Source organism: Kitasatospora sp. NPDC006697 (assembly GCF_042869935.1).
GTDB lineage: Bacteria > Actinomycetota > Actinomycetes > Streptomycetales > Streptomycetaceae > Kitasatospora.
In genome coordinates this window covers 201,347-216,136 of the sequence record NZ_JBIAGU010000014.1, presented here as the reverse complement: position 1 = coordinate 216,136, position 14,790 = coordinate 201,347, and the positions used below count along the sequence as shown (strand labels likewise).

The window sequence follows — 14,790 nt, the reverse complement described above, 5'->3', positions numbered from 1 at the left end:
GCCCGCCCCCGCGGCGGGCCCGGCCGAAGGGTGTTACGCGGAGAGCCGGTCGATCTCGGCCAGCTCCTCGGCGGCCAGCGGGCCGGCCGCCAGCGCGTCCAGGTTCTGGTCGAGCTGGCGCACGCTGCTCGCCCCGATGATCACCGAGACCACCCGCGGGTCGCGCAGCACCCAGGCCAGCGCCAGCTGGGCCAGGCTCTGGCCGCGCTGCTCGGCCACCTTGTTCAGCGACCGCAGCTGCTCCAGCTTGGCCGGGGTCAGCGCCTCCTCCTTGAGGAAGTGGCCCACCGACATCCGGGAGCCGGCCGGCACCTCGCCGCTCAGGTAGCGGTCCGTCAGCAGGCCCTGGGCCAGCGGGGAGTAGGCGATCAGGCTGGTCTGGGTGTCGCCCACCGCGTCCAGCACACCGGTGCTCTCCGGGCGGCGGTCCAGGATCGAGTAGGCGCTCTGGTTGAGCAGCACCGGCGTGCCCAGCTCGCGCAGGATCGCCACCGCCTCGCGGTGCTGCTCGGCCGGGTAGTTGGAGATCGCCGCGTAGAGCGCCTTGCCCTGGCGCACCGCGCTGGCCAGCGCGCCCATGGTCTCCTCGAGCGGGGTCTCCGGGTCGAAGCGGTGCGAGTAGAAGACGTCCACGTAGTCCAGGCCCATCCGGCCCAGCGACTGGTCCAGGCTGGCCAGCAGGTACTTGCGGCTGCCGCCGTCGCCGTACGGGCCCGGCCACATGTCGTAGCCGGCCTTGCTGGCGATGAACAGCTCGTCCCGGTACGGGCGGAAGTCCTGGGCGAACAGGGTGCCGAAGTTCTTCTCCGCCGAGCCGTACGGCGGGCCGTAGTTGTTGGCCAGGTCGAAGTGCGTGACACCGCGGTCGAAGGCCCGGCGCAGCACCGCGCGCTGGACCTCCAGGGGCTGGGTGTCGCCGAAGTTGTGCCACAGGCCGAGCGAGACGGCGGGCAGCTGCACGCCGCTGCGCCCGGCGCGGCGGTAGGTCATCGAGGCGTAGCGGGAGTCGGCCGCGAGGTAGGTCATGGCGGCCATCCTGCCAGGTCGGCCGGCGTGGTCTCAGGAGGTGAGACCGGCCGCGCCCGACGCGTGCGCCGCGAGCAGCGCGGGCAGCCGCCGCATGTCGTCGAAGAGCACGGTGCCCGGCCCGGCCAGCCGCTCGGCCGGGGTCACGCCGCGGGTGTAGGCGAGGACCGGGATGCCGGCGGCGCGGGCGGCGGCCACGCCGTGCGCGCTGTCCTCCACCACCACGCAGGCGGCCGGGTCGGCACCCAGGGTGCGGGCCGCGTGCAGGAAGAGGTCGGGGGCCGGCTTGCCGCGGGCCACGTCCTCGGCGCCGCTGAATATCCGGCCCGCGAACCGCTGGTGCAGCCCGGTCCGCTCCAGGCCCCGGCGCAGCCAGCGGTGGCTGCTGTTGGAGGCCACGCAGTCCGGCAGGTCGATCGCCGCCAGCGCCTCGGGGACGCCGTCCACCGGCGCCAGCCGTTCCTCCATCAGCTTGTTGTGCAGCGGCCGGTACCGCTCCCACCAGTCGGTGGGCAGCGGGCGGCCGATCATCTGCTCGATCACCGCCGTCTTGGCCTCGTGCGAGGTGCCGACGAAGGTGTCGATGATCTCCTGTTCGGTCATCGGGTGCCCGAGGTCCGCCATCGCCACCAGGTCCACCTCGATCCCGAGGGGTTCACTGTCGATGAGCGTGCCGTCACAGTCGAAGATCACCAGTTCGATCACTCCTGCACCCTAGTACGGTGGAGGCGGGCGATGGGAGGCTCGGATGCGGAGCGACAGCGACATCACGGAGCGGGCGGACTTGGAGCTGTTGCTGCGCCGGTTCTACGCGGCGGCCTTCGCCGACCCGCTGATCGGCCCGCGGTTCGCCGGCCTGGACCTGGCCGCCCACCTGCCGCACATCACCGACTTCTGGGCCGGCTCGCTGCTGCGCAACGCCGAGTACCGCCGCAACCTCTTCGCCCCCCACACCGCGCTGCCGCTCACCGCCGAGCACTACGGCCGCTGGGTGCAGCTCTGGTCGGCCGCCGTGGACGGGCTGTTCGCGGGCCCGAACGCCGAGCGGGCCAAGGCCCAGGCCCAGCGGATCGCCGTCGCCATGATCCGCCGCACCACCGGCGAGGACCCGGCGGCCGGCGGCCCCGGCGGCTTCGTCCCGGTCTCGGCCCTGCTGCTGCGCACCGGATAGCTAGGGCACGGCCACCCGCAGCGGTGCCAGCCGGGTGGCGACCAGGTTGACCGCACCGCTCTGGCGCTCCAGGCGGCCGTGCACCAGCAGGCCGGCCCGGTCCAGGGCGGTGCGGCGGTGCGGCTCCCAGACGGCGCGGTTGCAGACCACGTTGATCAGGCCGGTCTCGTCCTCCAGGCTCAGGAAGAGCACCCCGCCGGCCGTCGGCGGGCGCTGGCGGTGGGTGACCAGGCCGCCGACGATCAGTTCGCTGCCGTGCGCCAGTCCGGCCAGCTCGGCGGCGGGCACCGCGCCGATGTGCCGCAGCGCCGGGCGGACGTGCTCCACCGGGTGCCGGTCGGCCGAGGCGCCGGTGGCCCACAGGTCGGCGATGGTCTCCTCCACCGGCGTCATCGCGGGCAGTTCCGGCGCCGCGCCGCCCGGCGCCGTCCCCGGCAGCGGGTCGGCCTCGCCGGAGACCGCCAACGCTCCTGCTGCCCAGAGGGCCTGACGTCGGGTCAGGCCGAAGCAGCGGAACGCCCCGGCGGTGGCCAGCGCCTCCAGGGCGGCGGCCGGCAGCCGGGTGCGGTGCGCGAAGTCCTCCAGATCGCGGTAGGGCTGCCCCGCCGCCACGGCCGCCGCCTGCTCCTCGCCCAGCCCGCGCACCGTGGCCAGCCCGAGCCGGATCGCCGGCGCGTCCCGTGGCCCCTCCAGGGTCGGCCCGGCCGCGCTGGTGTTGGCGTCCACCGGGTGCACCCTGACCCCGTGCCGCCGGGCGTCCGAGATCAGGCTGAGCGGCGAGTAGAAGCCCATCGGCTGGTTGGCCAGCAGCGCGCAGGTGAAGGCTGCCGGGTAGTGGTGCTTCAACCAGGCGCTGGCGTACACCAGGTAGGCGAAGCTGATCGAATGCGACTCCGGGAAGCCGTAGTTGGAGAAGGCCTCGATCTTGGTGAAGACGTCCTCGGCGACCTCCGGCGGGATGCCCCGCTCGGCCATCCCGTCCAGCAGCCGTTGGCGCAGCTCGGCCACCCGCTGGTGCGAGCGCTTGGCGCCCATCGCCTGGCGCAGCCGGTCCGCCTCCTCGCCGCTGAACCCGGCGCAGTCGATGGCCAGTTGCATCATCTGCTCCTGGAACAGCGGCACCCCGAGGGTCTTCGCCAGGGCCCGCTCCATCAGCGGGTGCGGGCAGTCGGCGGGCTCCAGCCCGGCCCGGCGGCGCAGGTACGGGTGGACCGAGCCGCCCTGGATCGGCCCGGGCCGGATCAGCGCCACCTCCACCACCAGGTCGTAGAACTCCCGCGGCTTCAGCCGGGGCAGGGTGGCCATCTGGGCCCGGGACTCCACCTGGAAGACCCCGACCGTGTCGGCCCGGCAGAGCATCTCGTAGACCGCCGCGTCCTTGGGCGGGATGGACGCCAGGTCCAGTCGGCGGCCGTGGTGCGCCGCCACCAGGTCGCAGGCGTCGTGCAGCGCGGAGAGCATGCCCAGGCCCAGCAGGTCGATCTTGACCAGGCCGGCCCCGGCGGTGGACTCCTTGTCCCACTGCAGCACCGAGCGGCCCGGCATCCGGGCCCACTCGGTGGGGCAGATCTGCCCGATCGGCTCCCCGGTCAGCACCATGCCGCCCGAGTGGATGCCCAAGTGCCTCGGCAGCCCGTGCAGTTGCGAGCCGAGTTCGAGCACGTCTGCCGGGATCACGGCGTCCTCGCCGGGCGGGCCGTGGAAGTCCACCTGCCGGGAGAAGGCGTTCACCTGGTCCATCGGGTAGCCGAGCACCCGGGCGGCGTCGCGCAGCGCCAGCCGGGGCCGGTAGGTGATCACATTGGCCACCTGGGCGGCGTGCTCGCGCCCGTAGCGCCGGTAGACGTACTGGATCACCTCCTCACGGCGCCGGTGCTCGATGTCCAGGTCGATGTCCGGCGGCCCGTCCCGCTCCATGCTGAGGAAGCGCTCGAACAGCAGCCCGTAGCGGATCGGGTCCACCGCGGTGATGCCCAGTGCGTAGCAGACCGCCGAGTTGGCGGCCGAGCCGCGGCCCTGGCACCAGATGTCCGCACTCCGGCAGAACTCCACGATGTCGTGCACGATCAGGAAGTAGCCGGCCAGTTCCAGCCGTTCGATCACCGAGAGCTCCTTGGTGACCTGGGCGTGCGCGGCCGGGGCGTCGGGGCCGAACCGCTGCTCGGCGCCGCGCAGGGTCAGCGCGCGCAGGTGGCTGAACTCGTCCTCGCCGGGCGGCACCGGGAAGCCCGGAAGCTGCGGGTGCAGCTCGGTGAAGGTGAAGGCGCACTCCCGGCCGAGCGCCGCGGTGGCCTCCCGCACCCCGGGGAAGCGGGCCAGCCGGCGGGCCATCTCCGAGCCCGAGCGCAGGTGCGCGGTGCCCGCCGCCCTGGTCCAGCCGGCCGCCTCGCGCACCGTCCGGCGTCCGCGCAGCGCGGCCAGCCCCTGGGCCAGCCGGCCCTCGGCCGGGGTGGCGTGGTGCACGTTGTTGGAGGCCACCAGGCCCAGCCCGGCCCGCTCCGCCAGGGCGGCCAGCCGGTCGTTGGCCGGGTCGTCGCCCGGGAGTTGGTGGTCGATCAGCTCGACGAAGACGTTCTGCTCGCCGAACGCCTCGGCCAGCGCCCGCAGTTCGCCCAGCGCGGCATCCGGCCCGCGGTCCGCCAGGGCGCGCCGCACCCGGCCGCCGCGGCAGCCGCTGAGCACCGCCCAGTCGCCGCCGTGTGCCTGCGCCAGCTCGGCGAACTCGTACACCGGGCGGCCCTTGGCGCCGCCGGCCAGCTGGGCGGCGGCGATCACCGCGGAGAGCCGGCGGTAGCCGTCGGGGGAGCGGGCCAGCACCAGCAGGTGCTCGTCCGGCAGGCCGCCGGTGCCGCGCAGGTTCAGCTCGGCGCCGAAGGCGGTGCGCAGCGCGGTGCCCCGGGCGGCCGCGGCGAGCCGGACCACGCCGTAGAGGCCGTCGTGGTCGGTCAGCGCCAGGGTCTCCACGCCCAGCCGCAGCGCCTCGGCCACCAGCGCCTCCGGCTCGCTGGCGCCGTCCAGGAAGCTGAAGGCCGAGTGGGTGTGCAACTCGGCCCAGGCGGGCTGGGGTTCGGCGGACTGCGGGGCTTCCCGGGGCGGCTCGCTCTCCGGCTCCGGCGGTGTGGCGGCGGCCGGGGTCGGTGCTGTCCCGGTCATCTGGCGGCGCAGTTCGCCCCAGGGGGTCAGGTGCTTGCTGTCGAAGCCCATCAGCTGTACGACCCTTCGGCCGACCAGCCGCCGCCCGCCAGCACCAGCAGCAGCGCCCGCCCGTCCGCCAGCGTGACCTGGAACCGGGCCCGGCGCCGGGACAGCTCCGGATCCCACCAGCGCTCCACCGCCGGCCACGGCCCGGCCCAGCCGGTGATCACCACCAGCCGTCCCTCCAGCAGCAGCTGGCAGGGCGGCGCGGTGACCTCGGCGCGGCCGCTGACCCCGACCGGCCGCCCGGCCGCGTCCAGTACGGAGACCGGCACCGGCTGCGGCCAGACCACCCCGGGCGCGGGGTGCGGCAGCCGTCCGGGCCAGGGCGCGTCCCGGTCGGCGGCCGGCTCCGGCTGCTCGCCCCAGGGCACCCGCACCAGCACCTCGCCGGGACCGCGCCCGCCGACCCGCTCCACCCGGCTCAACCCGCCGTAGCCGAGCAGCGCCTGCACCCGGGCGGCCGCCCGCTCCACCCGGTCGGCGACCACCGTCTGCCCCCAGAGCGCGAGTTGGCGCCCGCTGTCGGGCACCAGCTCCTCCGGCACCAGCCGCAGCACGGTGAAGCCGCCCGCCTCCGGGGCGAAGGCGCCGGCGCCCTGCCAGGCCTGCAGCTGCCAGCGCACCCGCTCGGCCAGCGCGGGCGCGGAGAGCCGTCCCTCGTGCTGCCAGAGCCGGGCCGCCGAACTGCCGTCCGCGCAGCCCACCTCCACCGAGACCCGGCGGCAGGCCACCCCGGCCCCGGCCAGCGCGGTGTGCAGCTGCTCGGCGAGGGTGCGGCCGACGAAGACCAGCGGCTCGGCCAGTTGCTCGGGCGGGTCGAAGCGGTGCTCGACCGCCAGGTCGAGACCGGGCAGCGGCGCGGCCGGCGGACGGGCCTCCAGACCGCGGGCCAGCCGGTGCGCCAGCCGGCCGGCCGGGCCGAACCGGTCGGCCACGGTGGCGGCGGGCAGCCGGGCGAAGTCGCCGAGGGTGGGCAGGCCGAGCCGGACCAGCAGCTCGGCCAGCTCCTCGTCCTCCAGGGCGGCCACCGGGTAGGGGGCCAGGAACTCGGCGGTCCGCCCGACCGGCACCAGCACCCCGGCACGGGCGGCCAGCACCCCGGCGAAGACGCCCTCGGCGACGCCGACCCGGGGGCCGGGCGGCAGCAGGGCGGGGGCGGCCGGTTCCTCGGCAGCCTGCGCCGCGGTGTCCGTGGGCCCGCCCCAGTCGGTGGCCCGGTCCGCGCCGCCCACCGGCCGCCGCTCCGCGCCCAGCTCCGCCAGCGCCTGCTGCACCAGCCCGACCAGCGCCTCCTCGCCGCCGAAGTACCGGGCCGGCCCCTTCACCGGCAGCACGCAGAGCCCCGGCCGCAGCACCTCCACCCGCGGGGTGAACTCCCCGAGGGCGGCCGCCACCGACTCGAACCGCCGGGTCTCGGCCAGCGGCTCGCGCTCGCGCAGCCGCAGCTCCGGGCAGAGCCGGTGGGCCAGCCGCAGCCGCTGCCCGCGCCGCACCCCGGCCCGCCGGGCGGCGTCCGAGCAGGCCAGCACCCGGCCGTCCTCGACCACGGCGACCAGGTCGCCGGGCCCGCTCAGCCCGCCGGACGCGATGATCGGCCAGTCCGGATACCAGACCGCCAGCACCCGCGCAGCTCCGGAACCGCGCACCTCACCCACCTCTGCCACCTCACACCGCCGTCAGCCGCCCCCGCCCCACCGCGTCGCCCGGCCGATCGCCGTGCCCCACCCCGACGGCGGCGGGCGCGAGTGCGCCGCCCCGTGTCCGTTCCCAGTCCGCCGCCTCGGCCCGCTCGGCCTCGGTCAGCTCCCGCACCACCCCGTGCTCGTCCGGCAGCCAGAGCAGCCCGGACCGCCCGCGGGCGGCCGCGCCGCGCCCCTCCACCACGACCTCGGCCTGCCGCCCGGCGAGCAGCCCGTGCCCCTCGCCCAGCCCGAACCAGCGCCCGGCCCGGACGCTGAGCCGCAGCTCCGCCCCCGGCCACGCCCCGGCCACCAGCAGCACGCACCCGGTCCGCCGCAGCACCGCCCCGAGCCGCGCCGCCAACTGCGGCGCCACCGGCCCGGCCGGCCGCAGCACCAGCACCTCGACGGCACCCGCCAGCGCGGCCACCACCTCGGGCCACTGCCGCCCGGGCTCGTCCACCAGCAGCAGCCGCCCGGGGTCGATCCCGTACCCACTGGCCGCCAACAGCCCCACCTCGGGCAGCCCGACCACCGCGCACCAGCTCTCCAGCGCCCCCGCCCCCAGCGCGAGCAGCAGCCCCACGTCCCCCACCACCGACACCACACCCCCGCGCCGCAGCCCCCGCCCGGGCAGCAGCCCGGCGAGCGCGCCGGGCACCGCCACCGTGCCGGCCTGTTCGAACGACGCCGGCACCGGTGTCGTCGTCGGGGACAGCAGGACGGGGGTGGCCATGAGGCCAGTATCGAACATCCGTTCGTTCGAATGCCAGTCAGAATCGAATGTGTGAGCGATTACGGAGAGTGTCGACGTGCTGGCCGGCGGCCTGGTCCTGCCGTGCACCCGATGCGCCAGGGGGAGGGCCCGAACCGACCGTACGGACGGTTGCCTCGCAGCCTCCGCAAACGCGCTCTGCCATGCGTGTCAGTGCCTGTCACCATGCTGGGGTGGCCCATGACATCGTGTTCTTCCTCGCCCCCGACGACGCGACCGCCGCTACGACGCGCCTTCGGGGGCCCAGCGGCGCCTTCGAGTCCGTGAAGTGCCGCTTCATCGAGCCGGATACGGCCGTGGCCGAGTGGGACATGTACTTCGAACAACCCTCGTCCGAGGTCCCGCCGAGTGAGCAGCTCTATGCATGGCGGCCCTGGCCGGAGTGGGTCACAGCGCCTCTGAACGACGGTGTCGAGGTGATCGCCTTGCCACAGCGTCTGACCAGAGCACTGGCAGGGGCGAGCTCCGCCGAACTGGAAGGGCTCGCGGAACGCTGGACGGCGAGGCTCCGGTCCGAGGACGGGGACGACATGACGGACGACGATCTCCTGGCGGTCCTGCAGGGAGTCGCCCGGCTCGCGGTGTCCGCAGTGGAGACGGGTGGCGGCCTCTACAGCTGGAGCTTCTGAGGTGAGGCTCCGAGCGGGTCTGCTGTGAGCCCGTAGGCGGGACCTCTCGGGCACGTCCGGGCGGGCCCCGCGCTCCGGAAAACCGGTTGGCGGATCGCGGCGCCCACTGCTAGCTTTCCGGAGGCCGTGCAAGAGACAGAGGAGGTGGTACCCGTGAAGCTGATGAAGCTGACATCGACATGGGTGCTCTCCTCCGGGGGCACGGTCGGGCGATAGGTCGTCGTCCGGGAGCGCCGTTCCACGCGCATTCCCGAAAGGCACGACCATGAAGTTCATCTCCGAGCAGCGCCACGACGACGGCGTGCTCGAACGCGAATTCACCCTCGGCGAGATCCCCGGCACCCTGTGGACCCCCGCGTCCGCCGAGGCCGCGCCGGTCCCGCTGATCCTGATGGCCCACAACAACGGCCTGCCCAAGAACGAGCCCCGGCTGGTGGCCCGCGCCCGTGACGTCGCGGCGCGCGGGTACGCGGCCGCGACCATCGACGCGCCCGGGTGCGGGGTGCGGCCCCGGTCCGCCGAGGCCGACCAGGCGCGTGCCGACCTCCGGGCGGCGATGCAGGCCGGTGCGCCGGCCGACGAGCTGGACGGCATCTTCGAACGGCTGGTCGGCCCGCTGGTCGAGAACGCCGCTCCGGAGTGGCTGACCACTCTGGACGCCCTCCTCGACCTGCCGCAGATCGGCGACCGGGTCGGCTACTCGGGCTGGACCGCCCTGGGCATCCGGCTGGCCGTCACCGACCCGCGGATCGCCGCCGCCGGGCTCTTCGCCGGGGGCTACGTTCCGGTTGCCCTGCGCGCGGAGGCCGTGCGGTTCACCATCCCGCTGCTCTTCCTGCTCCAGTGGGACGACGAGGGCAACCCGCGCCAGCGGGCCCTCGACCTGTTCGACGCCTTCGGCAGCCGGGAGAAGACCCTGCACGCCAACCTGGGCGGGCACGTCGGCACGCCGTGGTTCGAAGCGGAGGACGCCGGGCGGTTCTACGACCGGCACCTGAAGTCCTGACCTGAGCAGCGGACCGCCGGGTCGGCCTGCTGCCGGCCCGGCGGTCCGTAGGATCGTCCACATGCCCCTGCGACCCGTGATGGTCAACTTCAAGGCCCTCGACCCTGCGGCCCTCGGCCGCTTCTGGGCGGCGGCGCTCGACTGGACGGCGTACAGCCCGGGTGTGACCACCTACGTCGGTCCCGGCGGCGGGCCGGTCTGGCCTGACCCGGTCTTCCTGGGCATCGACCTCGTCCCGGTCCCGGAGCCGAAAGCGGCGACGAAGAACCGGGTGCACCTCGACCTCGCCACCACCTCGCCGGAGCACCAGGCGGAGCTGGTCGCCCGGCTGTGCGACCTCGGCGCCACGCCTGCGGACGTCGGCCAGGCCGACGTTCCGTGGACGGTCCTGGCGGACCCCAACACACGTGATTACCAGTTCTGTGCAGCTTAGCCGCAGGTCAGCACCAACGACAGAGCCCCGCCCGGCACTTGGCCGAACGGGTCGTTTTGCTGTCTGGCGAGACCTACTCGGTGCGAACGGCTCGATGGTGCGGGACGGCCCGGCACTCACGCGACCAGTCAGGGCGGGGTCTGGCGGGCGCGGGTCAGGCTCGGACGAGTTCGGCGGCACGTTGCCCGAGGTCTGCGGCGCCGGGAATGCCACGCCGGGCCCAACTCGTCATTGTGGTACGGACTTTGTGAAGGTCCTTCTTGTGCCGGTCCGAGACGACTCCGTCCATGAAATCCAGCGACTGACCCCAGATCCCCACAGCTTCGTCGTGACGCCGCTGGGCAGCGACGGACCGGGCCAGATTCCCGAGCGTCAGGGCGTGAATGCGCCGGAACGCCTCGGGGTCACGACCGGCGAGGGCGGCCCGGTGGTGGCGCTCGGCCGCCTGGTGGTCTTTCAGCTCGGCCAGCGTCTTGGCGGTGTGAGAGGCGACGGTTGCCGCTACCGGCCCGGTAGCCGCCGTGAAAGACGCGGGCGGCGTCGCGGTGTCGAGCATTGCGTCCTCGGCTGCGAGAAGCGCCGCCGCAGCCCTCTTCCCGCTTCCCACGGCTCCGTACGCCCTGGCGCTCGTGATCAGCAACAGGGCTTCGGTCTGCGGGTCCACCTTCCCGCGTGCTCGACGTAGGGACTCCTCCGCCAGTTCGACGCAGAACTCCGGCTGCTTGAGGTTGAGAGCCTGATGGGCGAGAGCGCGCATCATCCAGGCTCCGTGTCCTGTCGGATCGCTCTCGCAGGCGAGTTGGTAGCCGAGGAGGTAGTACCGCTGTGCGGCGCCCTCCCGGCCCAGGTCGTGGTACTTCCAGGCGGCGAGGTACGACAGTTCGGCCGCCACGCCGTAGGCGTCCCGGCGAATCGCCTCGGAGGGGTACACGGCCTGGAGCATCGGCACCACCGTGTCGGTCAGGTAGGTGGTCACCGCACTCAGCCCGTGCCCACCGCCAAGACGCTCGTCAGCGGCGGTGAACACGCTGGTGATGTGCCGGACGGTGGCCACCTCGCCGACGCCCACCCGGCCGCCGGTCCTTCCCGCTCGCAAGGTGGCGGCGACCGCTTGGTGATCGTAAGTCAGCGGCAGGGCCACAGCTGCGGTGGCGAACACACTGGCGAGGAAGTCACGGCGGGACTGCATCACGGCTCTCCCGAGGTCGGCGGCGGTGGCCAGCGGGTCGGCACTCATAACCTCCCCGATCGCTTCCGACCCTAATCCGATCTCCGCCACGGTCACCTTGCGGCGCGTCTTCCGGGTAAGGGCCTCGGCGAGGTACAGCGGTGTGCGGCCAGTGGGGGTTCCGCCGGCCACCCAGTGAGCGACGGCCGAGGGTGCCGTTGCCAGGTGCTCCCCCGCCTCGGAAGCGACCGCGCGCACTGTCGTCGCCAGTGCTTGGTACGTGCATCCGGCCTCGGCGATGACACGGGTCAGTGCCTCGTTTGGTGCCTTAGTGTCCGTCAACTGTCGCCCCTAATTGCGATCTTGAACGGGTTGAACGGGATCGGTGTGCTCCCACCGTACCCCCGGAGCGTGACTGGCTGTTCACTGATTGCACCGACAGGCCGGGGGCACCCGCCCGGCCGGTACGGCAAGGCAACACCGGCCGCAAGCCGTGCGGTGCACCCGCCAGCGGTTCGCAGACTCCTCCCCGAACCTCGGAGGGGAGCACCAATCCGCAGTAGTTCCCATGGAAGGAGCAGGACTATGCCCGCCAACATCGAGGTCAGCAACCTGACGCGCCGCCTGGACCACTCGGTGCCGGACGGCGACTTCGCGCCCGTGGCCGTCGCGTCCCTGACGCGGAACCTGGACCACATGGTCCCGGACGGCGACTTCGCGCCCGTGGCCGTCGAGGTCTGACGGCAACTAGCAGTTGATGCCGAGTAGTTGACGGCATGGCGGGTCGGCTCGGGCAGCCACCGGGCCGGCCCGCATCGCCTCACAGTCCCGAGCAAGGAGAGTCCGCAGTGAACACCACCATCGCCACCAGCGTCCCGGCAGGCTCCTTCTTCGACCTCAGCCGGAAGGACCCGGAGCTTCTCCGCCTGCGGGAGGAGGGCGCCGAAAGCGCCCTGCCGTTCGCCCTGATGGAACGCCTCATCAAGTCCGGCACCCCCTACGCGCAGCACGCCCGTTCCCTGCGCAGCGAGAACGTGACCGTGGCCGGTGTGTCCTTCGACTGGTTCGACGCCCAGCTTCCCGGCGAGATCGCCGACGAGATCAGCCTGACGAACTACGAGATCGCCGAGCACACCGACGAACGCCGCGAGGCACTGTCCGAGGCGTTGGACCGGCTGTCGCTGGTCCACCCCGAGGGATTCGCCCGCGTGCGCGAGTTCGTCCGTGGCCTGCTGTGGGTCGGGCTCAGGCCCGGCGTCCGCGCTTCTTCGCTGACCAGTTCCAGTGACCCGGCGCTCCCGTACGTCGTCGTGTTCTCCGACAAGGCCCGGCACCACATCCCCCCGAACACGGTCAGCCCGGAGCCGTCTCCCCGCTTCCTGGCGGAGAACCTGCTGCACGAGGGGACGCACCAGTCGACCAGCTTCCACATCCTTCAGCACCAGGTCTTCGCGGACGGGTACTCGTCCAAGGAGTCGCCGAAGATCGAGATCCGGTGGCGAGCGGGGCAGGGCGTCGCGCGCAACCAGCACTGGGAGGTGGACCGGGCCTTCCACGCGACCTGTGTCTACAACCAGCTGTTGAGGTTCCGCCGCACCGAGCTGGACCGGAACGACCTGACCGCCAACGAGCGCGCGTGCTTCCAGGCCGCTTATGACGAGGGCCTGCCCGCCGTCCGCTACCTCATGCGCGAACTCGAACTCCTGAGTGAGAACTTCACCCCGCACGGGGTGGAGCTGCTGGCCGACCTGCGCCAGCAGACCGACCGCCTGTAGTGCCACCCTGAGCAGAACCGAACGAGGAGGGTCCGGTGCTCCAGCACCTCATCACACAAGACGCCGGCCTGCGGATGATCCCGACCGACCGGGACAAGTTGACCACGGCGATTGGCCAACTCCAGGACGATCTAAGGGCTTTGCCCGAGGAAGCCGACCCCGCTCGCACCCGGACCCTGTCCAGGTGGATCGGCATCGGGCAGATGTGCTTGGGCCGCCATCAGGAGGCCCTTACGTTCCTGCGGCAGTCGCTCGACTTGGCCGCAGCGAGCGGCAACACCCGAGCGGTCGTCGCCACCAGCCTCAACCTCGGCGACGCCCACCGCTACGCCGGTGACATGAGGGCAGCGGACGCGCTCTACCGCAGCGCCCTGGGGACCGCGCGGAGCCACAACCCAGAGCTGGTGGACTTCGCGCTCCAGCACACCGGTAAGTACCTGATGGAGCGCGGTGACCTCGCGGGTGCTGAGGCTCATCTCCGGGAAGCGCTGCGGCTGCGGATCGCCAAGGGCGACACCGAGCTGATCGGCTCCACACAGGCAGCACTCTCGCGGGTGGAACTGCTGATCGACCGCGCCGCCGCACCGGGATCGGACGACACCGCGCCTCGCCAGTGGAACGGCCGGTGGACCACGTGGCTCCAGGCCCACACCACCGCCCGCAGCCCGGACCGGTGGGCGGAGGACTTCCCCGCCATCCGGGGCGCCGTGCGCGGGCTGACCGCGCATCAGCGAGTCCACCCGCGACACCTGCGCGACCAGCCGTTCCCGGCTGAGCTGATCACCGCGATGGCGCAGGAGGCGGAGGAGGCCCTGACCACCAACGGCTACCTTCACAACGGCAAGTGGAACGCGGCCGTGGGCGACGCCGCGAACCGGTTCACCGGGCAAGTCGATCTCGCAGCAGTCGTCACGGAGTCCACAGGGCTGGAAGTCGAGCAGCCGCACAACGGCGTCTATATCGGGTATCTGGAGGAGGGGCAGTTCCTCGACTTCCACGTTGACGAGTTCGGGTTCGGCGAGGCCAACCTGATCCTCTGTCTCAAGCACGAGCGTTCCGCCGCAGCTCCCACCGTGAGCGCTACCGTCTTCATCGGCGCCGACGGCTACCGTGCATGTGATCTCGCGGCGGGCGAATGCGTCGTGTTCGATGGTGCGATCACCCCGCACGGAAGGACGCCTCTCGGCGCCGGAGAACGCGTGACCCTCATCAGCTTCGGATTCCGTGCCCGTGATGCGGCCAAGCGTTCGGCCGCTCACCTCCCGGCGGCTCCGCGCTGAGTACGGGAAGTTCTTCACAAACGCAGAAAGGCCCCGCCCGGTCTCCCTGAGGGGAGAACAGGGCGGGGCCTTTGCGACTCTCTTGCCTGTAACGCTCCGCGCAAACGGCTCCACCTGCGGCGAGAGTCTTTTCCCTCCCTGCCGCGCCTTATGGCACCGGGAGGGAGTCACCCCCCTGGGTATCAGCGCAGGTCAGGGCCTCGGACAGGCTTGACGCGCTCACTGGCCCATCCTCCGGGCTGGTGAACGGCCGTCTCACGGCTGTGACACTGCGTACACAGCGGACGAAGACGCGACCATGCGTCCGGATCGAGCACACCTCGGGCGACCAACGACCGACGCGACTCCGGGAAGTGGTCGGCGACCACGGCGACGCGAGCACACAGCACGCACCACGGATGGGCGTACAGGTAGGCCCGACGGATACGGGGCCAGCGAGGGCCGTACGCGCTGCTGCCTGGTGTGCCTCGCTGTGCGTCCGCCTCGGCCTGGTGGCGAGGGCAGCGGCCACCACGGGCCGTCAGCTCGGGGCAGCCCGGGACAGAGCACGGGGGGCGGGGTCTTCGTGGCATGACAGGACCCCTGCTCTCGACGCGCAGCAGCGCTTTGGGTGGCACATGATTAAGACAGTGCGACCCTCAATTCGGGCG

Annotated in this window: 12 protein-coding genes and 1 pseudogene; 7 read left to right on the top strand and 6 right to left on the bottom strand. The window is 72.8% G+C overall.

Annotated elements, in window-relative coordinates; translation table 11 throughout:
• Positions 1-33: 33 nt before the first annotated feature.
• Entirely contained in the window at positions 34-1,026 is a 993-nt protein-coding gene (locus ACFYNO_RS21685; protein WP_388014624.1) for an aldo/keto reductase, read from the bottom strand.
• Between the two features lie 33 nt (positions 1,027-1,059).
• Complete coding sequence (locus ACFYNO_RS21680; RefSeq protein WP_388014621.1) at positions 1,060-1,731, bottom strand: HAD family hydrolase; 672 nt, start codon at positions 1,729-1,731, stop codon at positions 1,060-1,062.
• Between the two features lie 43 nt (positions 1,732-1,774).
• On the opposite strand from ACFYNO_RS21680, the gene ACFYNO_RS21675 reads away from it, so the two are divergent.
• Entirely contained in the window at positions 1,775-2,197 is a 423-nt protein-coding gene (locus ACFYNO_RS21675; protein ID WP_388014618.1) for a group III truncated hemoglobin, read from the top strand.
• Here ACFYNO_RS21675 and ACFYNO_RS21670 read toward each other — a convergent pair whose 3' ends face one another.
• Genes ACFYNO_RS21670 through ACFYNO_RS21660 form a run of 3 tightly spaced genes read right to left on the bottom strand, consistent with a single transcriptional unit; the run spans position 2,198 to position 7,810 of the window.
• On the bottom strand, positions 2,198-5,401 hold the full coding sequence (locus ACFYNO_RS21670) for an error-prone DNA polymerase (protein WP_388014615.1): 3,204 nt from the start codon (positions 5,399-5,401) through the stop codon (positions 2,198-2,200). It lies immediately after the preceding gene.
• Positions 5,401-7,041 (bottom strand): DNA polymerase Y family protein, encoded by a 1,641-nt coding sequence (locus ACFYNO_RS21665; RefSeq protein WP_388014612.1) that lies wholly within the window; start codon positions 7,039-7,041, stop codon positions 5,401-5,403. The genes ACFYNO_RS21670 and ACFYNO_RS21665 overlap by 1 nt, the downstream gene beginning before the upstream one ends.
• A gap of 19 nt (positions 7,042-7,060) precedes the next feature.
• Positions 7,061-7,810 carry a hypothetical protein gene (locus tag ACFYNO_RS21660; protein WP_388014609.1) on the bottom strand — a complete coding sequence of 250 codons (750 nt, stop codon included), beginning with the start codon at positions 7,808-7,810 and terminating at the stop codon, positions 7,061-7,063.
• A 212-nt stretch (positions 7,811-8,022) separates the two neighbouring features.
• On the opposite strand from ACFYNO_RS21660, the gene ACFYNO_RS21655 reads away from it, so the two are divergent.
• The 3 genes and pseudogenes from ACFYNO_RS21655 to ACFYNO_RS21645 form a co-directional block, all read left to right on the top strand.
• Positions 8,023-8,478, top strand: a complete 456-nt coding sequence (locus ACFYNO_RS21655; RefSeq protein ID WP_388014606.1) for a hypothetical protein — start codon at positions 8,023-8,025, stop codon at positions 8,476-8,478.
• Positions 8,479-8,743: 265 nt separating this feature from the next.
• The gene (locus tag ACFYNO_RS21650) at positions 8,744-9,484 is read left to right on the top strand and encodes a dienelactone hydrolase family protein (protein WP_388014603.1); all 741 of its coding nucleotides are present in this window, start codon (positions 8,744-8,746) and stop codon (positions 9,482-9,484) included.
• Between the two features lie 61 nt (positions 9,485-9,545).
• Positions 9,546-9,899 (top strand): annotated as a pseudogene (locus ACFYNO_RS21645) (VOC family protein); the annotation flags it as partial.
• Between the two features lie 172 nt (positions 9,900-10,071).
• Here ACFYNO_RS21645 and ACFYNO_RS21640 read toward each other — a convergent pair.
• On the bottom strand, positions 10,072-11,427 hold the full coding sequence (locus tag ACFYNO_RS21640) for a tetratricopeptide repeat protein (RefSeq protein ID WP_388014600.1): 1,356 nt from the start codon (positions 11,425-11,427) through the stop codon (positions 10,072-10,074).
• Between the two features lie 243 nt (positions 11,428-11,670).
• Between ACFYNO_RS21640 and ACFYNO_RS21635 the strand changes: the two genes are divergently transcribed.
• The 3 genes from ACFYNO_RS21635 (at position 11,671) to ACFYNO_RS21625 (ending at position 14,140) form a co-directional block, all read left to right on the top strand.
• Complete coding sequence (locus ACFYNO_RS21635) at positions 11,671-11,826, top strand: hypothetical protein (RefSeq protein ID WP_388014597.1); 156 nt, start codon at positions 11,671-11,673, stop codon at positions 11,824-11,826.
• Positions 11,827-11,933: 107 nt separating this feature from the next.
• Entirely contained in the window at positions 11,934-12,860 is a 927-nt protein-coding gene (locus ACFYNO_RS21630; RefSeq protein WP_388014594.1) for a hypothetical protein, read from the top strand.
• A 35-nt stretch (positions 12,861-12,895) separates the two neighbouring features.
• Positions 12,896-14,140 (top strand): tetratricopeptide repeat protein, encoded by a 1,245-nt coding sequence (locus ACFYNO_RS21625; RefSeq protein ID WP_388014591.1) that lies wholly within the window; start codon positions 12,896-12,898, stop codon positions 14,138-14,140.
• Positions 14,141-14,790: the final 650 nt, after the last annotated feature.